Source organism: Mesorhizobium sp. B2-4-14 (genome assembly GCF_006442155.1).
GTDB lineage: Bacteria > Pseudomonadota > Alphaproteobacteria > Rhizobiales > Rhizobiaceae > Mesorhizobium.
In genome coordinates, this window is record NZ_VFVA01000007.1 from 195,279 (window position 1) to 202,841 (window position 7,563).

At 63.5% G+C, this 7,563-nt stretch carries 4 protein-coding genes and 2 pseudogenes; 2 read left to right on the forward strand and 4 right to left on the reverse strand.

Annotation, left to right across the window (positions count from 1 at the left end):
* Positions 1-2: 2 nt before the first annotated feature.
* Both mfd and FJ938_RS09480 read right to left on the reverse strand, forming a co-directional pair.
* On the reverse strand, positions 3-3,500 hold the full coding sequence (gene mfd, locus FJ938_RS09475) for a transcription-repair coupling factor (protein ID WP_140693041.1): 3,498 nt from the start codon (positions 3,498-3,500) through the stop codon (positions 3-5).
* A gap of 72 nt (positions 3,501-3,572) precedes the next feature.
* Positions 3,573-3,860, reverse strand: a complete 288-nt coding sequence (locus FJ938_RS09480; RefSeq protein ID WP_140612378.1) for a succinate dehydrogenase assembly factor 2 — start codon at positions 3,858-3,860, stop codon at positions 3,573-3,575.
* A gap of 92 nt (positions 3,861-3,952) precedes the next feature.
* Here FJ938_RS09480 and recG point away from each other — a divergent pair, with 92 nt between their 5' ends.
* On the forward strand, positions 3,953-6,061 hold the full coding sequence (gene recG / locus FJ938_RS09485; RefSeq protein WP_140693043.1) for an ATP-dependent DNA helicase RecG: 2,109 nt from the start codon (positions 3,953-3,955) through the stop codon (positions 6,059-6,061).
* On the opposite strand, the gene FJ938_RS09490 is transcribed toward recG, so the two are convergent.
* A complete protein-coding gene (locus tag FJ938_RS09490; protein ID WP_140612374.1) occupies positions 6,013-6,765 on the reverse strand; it encodes a DUF502 domain-containing protein in 753 nt (250 codons plus the stop codon). The genes recG and FJ938_RS09490 overlap by 49 nt on opposite strands.
* A 298-nt stretch (positions 6,766-7,063) precedes the next feature.
* Here FJ938_RS09490 and FJ938_RS09495 point away from each other — a divergent pair.
* Positions 7,064-7,331 (forward strand): annotated as a pseudogene (locus FJ938_RS09495) (GIY-YIG nuclease family protein).
* 109 nt (positions 7,332-7,440) lie between these two features.
* Here the strand turns inward: FJ938_RS09495 and FJ938_RS29850 are convergent.
* Positions 7,441-7,563 (reverse strand): annotated as a pseudogene (locus tag FJ938_RS29850) (glutamine--fructose-6-phosphate transaminase (isomerizing)); the annotation flags it as partial.

Genomic DNA, 7,563 nt, shown 5'->3' on the forward strand with positions numbered 1-7,563 from the left:
GATCAGGCCGCCTTCTCCGCCAACTTCGCCAATTGCGTCATCACAACCGCGGAGCCCGCCAGGCGTTTTTCGGCATTCGGCCAGTCGCGCACGAAGACGACACTGTGGTCTGGCCTGATCTTGGCCAGCGAGCCCTGCTCGCCGATGAATTTGACCAGCCCGACCGGATTGGGGAATTCGCGCTTGCGGAAATGGATGACGACGCCCTTCGGCCCGGCATCGAGCTTCTCGACATTGGCCTTGCGGCAGAGCGCCTTGATGAAGACGATCTTCAAGAGATGCTTCACCTCCTCCGGCAGCGGGCCGAAACGGTCGATCAGCTCGGCGCCGAAGCCATCGATCTCCTCGGTGTTTTCGAGATCGCCGAGACGGCGGTAGAGCGCCAGCCTGAGTTGCAGGTCGGGCACATAGCTTTCCGGGATCATCACCGCCGTGCCGACGGCGATCTGCGGCGACCAGCCGCCATCCTGAACCTCGCCGGAATCCTTCACCTCGGCGACGGCCTCCTCCAGCATCTGCTGGTAGAGCTCGAAACCGACCTCCTTGATGTGGCCGGACTGCTCTTCGCCCAGAAGATTGCCCGCGCCACGGATATCGAGATCATGGCTGGCAAGCTGGAAGCCGGCGCCCAGCGTGTCGAGCGATTGCAGCACCTTCAACCTGCGCTCGGCCGTGTCGGTGAGCTTGCGGTTGGCCGGCAGCGTGAAGAGCGCGTAGGCGCGCACCTTCGAGCGGCCGACACGACCGCGCAGCTGGTAGAGCTGCGACAGGCCGAACATGTCCGCGCGGTGGATGATCAGCGTGTTGGCGGTCGGGATGTCGAGGCCGGATTCGACGATGGTCGTCGACAGAAGCACATCGTACTGGCCGTCATAGAAGGCGTTCATGATGTCGTCGAGTTCACCAGGCGGCATCTGGCCATGAGCCACCGCCACCTTCAGTTCGGGGACGGATTCCTTCAAGAAATCATGAATTTCCGAGAGATCGCTGATGCGCGGAACCACATAGAAGGAATGCCCGCCGCGATAGCGCTCGCGAAGCAGCGTTTCGCGGATGACCAGCGGATCGAACGGCGAGATGAAGGTGCGCACCGCCATGCGGTCGACCGGCGGCGTGGCGATCAGCGACAGTTCACGCACGCCCGTCAGCGCCAGTTGCAGCGTGCGCGGGATTGGCGTCGCCGACAGCGTCAGCACATGCACATCGGTCTTCAGGTCCTTCAGCCGCTCCTTGTGCTTGACGCCAAAATGCTGCTCCTCGTCGATGATCAGCAGGCCGAGATTCTTGAACGAGATCGAGGATCCGAGCAGCGCATGGGTGCCGACGACGATGTCGACCTGACCTTCGGCCAAAGCCTTCTTCGTTTCCGCGAGCTCCTTGGCGCCGACCAGCCGGGAGGCCTGGGCGACGCGGATGGGAAGCCCTGAGAAACGCTGGGAGAACGTCTTGAAATGCTGGCGTGACAACAGTGTCGTCGGCACCACGACGGCGACCTGAAATCCTTCCATCGCCGCGATGAAGGCGGCACGAAGCGCCACTTCGGTCTTGCCGAAGCCGACATCGCCGCAGATCAGCCGGTCCATCGGCTTGCCGGCGCCAAGGTCATCCCGCACCGAATCGATCGCTGTCTGCTGGTCGTCGGTCTCCTCGTAGGGGAACCGGGCGGCGAATTCATCATAGAGGCCTTCGGCCGGCACCAGCGGCGGTGCGGCGCGCATCTGCCGCTCGGCGGCGATGCGGATCAGCTGTCCGGCCATGTCGAGCAGGCGCCGCTTCAGCTTTGCCTTGCGCGACTGCCAGGCGCCGCCGCCAAGCTTGTCCAGCGTCGCTTCGGCCGAATCCGAACCGTAGCGCGACAGAAGCTCGATATTTTCCACCGGCAGGAACAGCCGGTCGTCGCCGGCATAATGGATCTCGAGACAGTCGTGCGGCGCGCCGACCGCCTCGATGGTGCGCAGCCCGATGAAACGGCCAATGCCATGGTCGGCATGGACGACGATATCGCCGGCCGATAGGGCCGAAGCTTCGGCAATGAAGTCGGACGCGCGCTTCTTGCGCTTCGAGCGCCGGATCAGCCGGTCGCCGAGAATGTCCTGTTCGGCGATGACGACCAGCTTTCCGGTCTCGAAGCCGGATTCCAATGGCAGAACGGCCAATGCCGCCTGCCCCGGCTCAAGCTGTTCGGCCTCCGCCAGCGTGTCGACCTGCTTGAGATTGCCGAGATGATGCTCGGCCAGGATTTGCCCAAGCCGGTCGAGCGAACCTTCGGTCCAGCCGGCGATGACGACACGGCGGCGCGCCGCGCGTTCGTCGGCGATATGCCTGACGACAACATCGAAGACATTGACGTTCGGATCGGCGCGTTCCTCGACGAAGCTGCGGCCATGGCGTGAGCCGGCGTGATAGACTTTCTTGGCGCCGGCATCGGGTGCGTCGAAGGGCGTGAAATCGATCGCTTCGCGCGGTCCGAGCGAGGCGATCAGGTTTTCCGGCGAGAGGTAAAGCAGGTCCGGCGCCACCGGCTTGTAAGGCACGGCATCCCTTAGCGCGCTGTCGGCCTGCTTCCTGCGCGCCTCGTAATGATCGAGGATCAATGTGTGGCGTTCGGCGAGCGCCTCATGCGCCAGATGGTCGAAAACGACGGGCGTGTCCGGCAGATAATCGAATACCGTCTCCAGCCGCTCATAGAAGAACGGCAGCCAGTGCTCCATGCCGGCGAAGCGCCGGCCTTCGCTGACCGCGGCGTAGAGGCCGTCGTCACGCGACGGCGCGCCGAACGCTTCGATGTAGGCGCGGCGGAAACGGCTGATGGTTTCGGGCGTGAGCGCCACTTCGCTCATCGCCTGCAGCGCCATCGACTTGCGCTGACCAGTTGTGCGCTGGGTGGCCGCGTCGAAGACGCGGATCGATTCCAGCGTATCGCCGAAGAAATCCAGCCTCAGCGCCTCGGTCCAGCCGGGGGCGAACAGGTCGAGAATGCCGCCGCGCACCGCGAATTCGCCGATGCCGCGCACCGTCGGCACGCGTTCGAAGCCTGACGTTTCCAGTCGCGCGATCAGCACGTTCATGTCGATCTGGTTGCCCGGCCTGGCATGGAAGGTCTGCGCCTCGACGAGATCGGCCGGCGGCACACGCTGCAGAAGCGCATTGGCGGTGGTGAGGATAACGGCACGATGCGGCTTCTTGGCTAGCGCAATCATCGCCGTCAGCGCGTCGAGCCGTTTGGCGGCGGCATCCGAACCCGGCGAGACCCGGTCGTAGGGCAGGCAATCCCATGCCGGCAGCTCCAGCACAGGCAGGCCGGGTGCGGCGAAAGACAGCGCCTCGATGATCGCCGGCAGGCGCTGGCCGTCCCGCGCCACGAACAGCACCGGCTTGTCAGGTGCGATTTCGAGGGCCGTCTGCACCAGGGCAAAAGCTTCATAGCCGTCGGCGACGCCGTCGACGATGAACTGGCCGGCGCGGCCCTTCGGCAGGCCAATGGTTGGAATGAGGCTCATCAAAATCACGGTCTTGGTTGTCGCAATTCCGGACGGAAAACCGCTTCGCACTTTTCCTGGAATTGCTTGTGTTCAGAAAGTCATGGTCCGGCGGGACGCCAGGATTTTTTGCAGGACAGCACAATCGATATCCGCCGGAACGGGGCGCTCGCCGGTGACCAGCGGCAGGAATTCGGCGTCGGGAATGTCGAGGAGCCTCTCATATTGGTCGATTTCCTCGCCGGTCAAGGAACCGATCTCGGCGTCGGCGAACGTGCCGAGGATCAGGTCCATCTCGCGCAGGCCGCGATGCCAGGAGCGGAACAGGAGTTTGCGGCGGCGGGCATCCAGCCCCTCGCTTGATCGTTTCGTTCCGGTCATTGTGCCGCATCCTCGCTTGCTGCGGCGCATATAGCGTGGATAGAGGGTGCTGTCAGCCTTGCGCTGCGACCGTCGCGACATAAGCTGACATCATGCGCCCATCCATCCTCGATCCGCTGTTTGTCCCGATCACTTCGCTTGCCGGCGTCGGGCCGAAGGTCGGCGCGCTGATCGAAAAGGTGGTAGCCGCCGATCTCGGCGATCGCGCCGCGCGCGCCGGCGATCTTCTGTTCGTGCTGCCGCACACCGTCATCGACCGCCGCAACCGGCCCGGCATTGCGCTTGCCGCCCAAGGCGCGATCGTCACGCTCGAGGTGCGCATCGATCGCCACCAGCCGCCACCGCGCGGCAACAGGTCGGTACCCTACCGGGTCTTCGCGCATGACGATACCGGCGAAATCGGCCTGACCTTTTTCCATGCCCACGCTGCCTATCTCGAAAAAGCAATGCCCGTGGGCGAGCATGTCGTGGTCTCCGGCCGCATGGAATGGTTCAACGGCCGCCCGACCATGGTCCACCCCGACCATATCGCGCTGGCCAGCGAAGCGGAAAACCTGCCGCTCGTCGAACCGGTCTATCCGCTCACCGCCGGCCTCTCGGGCAAGGTGCTGCGCCGCGCGATCGGCCAGGCGCTGGCGCGCGTGCCCGATTTGCCGGAGTGGCAGGATGGCGCTTTCATGCGCCGGCACACCTTTCCCGCCTTCGCCGACACGCTTTCCCGTATTCACAACCCGGCGGATCCGATCGACGTCTCGGTTGAGGGCGCGGCCTGGCGACGCCTCGCCTATGACGAATTTCTGGCAGGCCAGGTCTCGCTGGCGCTGGTCCGGGCAAAGGTCCGCCGGCTGTCCGGCCGTCCTTTGGTGGGTGACGGCAGCATCGTTGAGAAACTGCGCGCCGCCCTTCCCTATTCGCTGACATCAAGCCAGGAATTCGCGCTCGCCGAGATCAATGCCGACCTTGCCGACCCCGAACGCATGCTGCGGCTGCTGCAGGGCGATGTCGGCTCCGGCAAGACGGTTGTCGCACTACTGGCCATGGCGCGCGCCGTCGAGGCTGGCGGTCAGGCGGCATTGATGGCGCCCACCGAAATCCTGGCACGCCAGCATCTGGCGACGATCGCGCCGCTTGCCGCCAGGGTCGGGCTGCGCATCGCCATCCTGACCGGCCGAGAGAAAGGCCGCGAGCGCATCGACACGCTGACCGGCCTGGCAAGCGGCGACATCGACATCGTCGTCGGCACCCACGCGCTGTTCCAGGAGACCGTCACCTTTCATGATCTGGTGCTGGCCGTCATCGATGAGCAGCACCGCTTCGGCGTCCACCAGCGGCTTGCCATCACCGCCAAGGGCGATGCGCCCGACATGCTGGTGATGACCGCAACCCCCATTCCACGCACGTTGGTGCTGACCGCCTTCGGCGACATGGACGTGTCGAAATTGACGGAGAAACCCGCCGGCCGCCAGCCGATCCGCACTGTCACCTTGCCGTTGGAGCGGCTCGACGAACTCGTTGGCCGCATGATCGACGCCGTCGCCGGTGGCCAGAAGATTTATTGGATCTGCCCATTGGTCGAGGAATCCGAGGAGATCAAGCTGATGTCGGCCGAGGACCGTTTCGCCTCGCTGAAACCGCTGTTCGGCGACCGGATCGGCCTCGTCCATGGCCGCATGAAGGGTGCCGAGAAGGACGAGGCGATGCGTGCCTTCAAGCAGGGCGAGACGCGCATTCTGATCGCCACCACGGTCATTGAGGTCGGCGTCGACGTGCCGGACGCCACCGTGATGGTCATCGAGCATGCCGAACGCTTCGGCCTTGCCCAATTGCACCAGCTGCGTGGCCGGGTCGGACGCGGCGACAAACCCTCGTCCTGCTTGCTGCTCTACAAGGATCCGCTTGGCGAGACCGCAAGACGCCGGCTGTCGGTGATGCGTGAGACCGAAGACGGTTTCCTGATTGCCGAGGAAGACCTGAAATTGCGCGGCGAAGGCGAATTGCTGGGCACCCGCCAGTCCGGCACGCCGGGTTTTCAGGTGGCGCGCATCGAGGCGCATGCCGATCTGCTCGAGGCCGCTCGCGACGACGCAAGGCTGATCCTGTCGCGCGACCCGGAGCTGCAATCCGACCGTGGGGAAGCGCTGCGCCTGCTGCTCTATTTGTTCGGTCGCGACGAGGCCGTTCGGCTTCTTCGCGCCGGATGAGGTCCTAGCGGCGGGTTGGCCACGGTTCCGTTGATTGGCTCGCCATTCAGCGTCACCACTTTGGTTTTTACTTCCGGCGCCACCAGTCCAGCCGACACGATCAGCTTTGCGCCGTCCTCGATCGTCATGTCCAGCAGCACGATGTCGGACTTCGGCACATACATAAGGAAGCCGGTCGTCGGATTGGGGGTGCAAGGCATGAACACGGCGATCAGCGGGTCGCCCTCCTGGTCAAGCTTCTCATTGATCTCTGTCTCCTTTTCGCTGGCAACAAACACCAGCGACCAGACGCCCTTGCGCGGATATTCGACCAGCCCAACCTGGCGGAACATGTCGCCCTTGTTCGACAGGACGGTCTCGAAAATCTGCTTCAGCGAGCCGTAGATGCCGCGCACCAGCGGCATGCGACCAAGCAGGCGCTCGCCGAAACCCACAATGGCACGACCGACAATGTTGGCGGCGAAGAAACCGATCAGCGTGATCAGGATAAGCGCGACGATCAGCCCGAACCCGGGCACCGGGAATGGCAGGTAGGTATCGGGGCTGTAGCGTGCCGGAATATAGGGTTTTACCCAGGAATCGACCCAGCCGATGAACGACCAGGCGATATAGGCGGTGATCGCCAAGGGCGCGCAGACGATGAAGCCCGTGAGGAAATAGTTCCTCAGCCGGGTCATGCCGGAGGTCTTCGGAGCATCGGACATGGTTCACCGGAGGCGCGGGTTGCAACGCAACATTAGTGAACCGGAAGCCGGTTTGGAACTGCGAAGTTTTTAAAGAGCGCTTGTTATGCCGCAGCCCCGAGTGGTTCGAGCGGAAGCCGCTTCCATCCTCGATTAGCCGAAACATCCTTCCCTTCGTCATCCACGGACGAAGCAGTCGCGGAGCGACTGCGCAGACCCGAGGATCCATTCCGTGACGTGCGCCGAAGAATGCAAAACCTCAAGATTGTCGCCGGGCCGTCTGGCCGCTATCCCTTCGCTCGTTACGGGCTATGTCTACATGACTGCAAGCAGGAAGCGCGGCACCATCTACATTGGTGTCACAAACGATCTCGGGCGCCGGATGCCAGAGCACAAATCCGGTGAAGGCTCGCGCTTTACCGGGCGCTACGGCGTGCAGCGGCTGGTCTGGTACGAGGAATACTTCGACATTCGCGATGCAATTCAGCGCGAGAAGTCGCTGAAACGCTGGCCGCCAATGAAAGATCGAACTGATCGAAAAGGCCAATTCAGAGTGGTTCGAGCTTTTCCGTGGAATCGGATGGTAGCGCTCGGTTTTGCACCGTTTTGATCCGCCACAAAGGTCACGGAATGGATCCTCGGGTCTGCGCAGTCGCTTCGCGCCTGCTCCGCCCGAGGATGACGAAAGGATGAAACCTACTCCACCGTCACCGACTTCGCCAGGTTGCGCGGCTGGTCGACGTCGGTGCCCATGAACACGGCGGTGAAGTAGGCCAGCATCTGGATCGGCAGCGCGTAGATGATCGGCGAGATGATTTC

Bases quoted from the DNA above. Each gene is read 5' to 3' on its own strand.
- recG (WP_140693043.1), top strand. From the start codon at position 3,953: ATGCGCCCATCCATCCTCGATCCGCTGTTTGTCCCGATCACTTCGCTT.
- FJ938_RS09480 (WP_140612378.1), bottom strand. From the start codon at position 3,860: ATGACCGGAACGAAACGATCAAGCGAGGGGCTGGATGCCCGCCGCCGC.
- FJ938_RS09490 (WP_140612374.1), bottom strand. From the start codon at position 6,765: ATGTCCGATGCTCCGAAGACCTCCGGCATGACCCGGCTGAGGAACTAT.
- mfd (WP_140693041.1), bottom strand. From the start codon at position 3,500: ATGAGCCTCATTCCAACCATTGGCCTGCCGAAGGGCCGCGCCGGCCAG.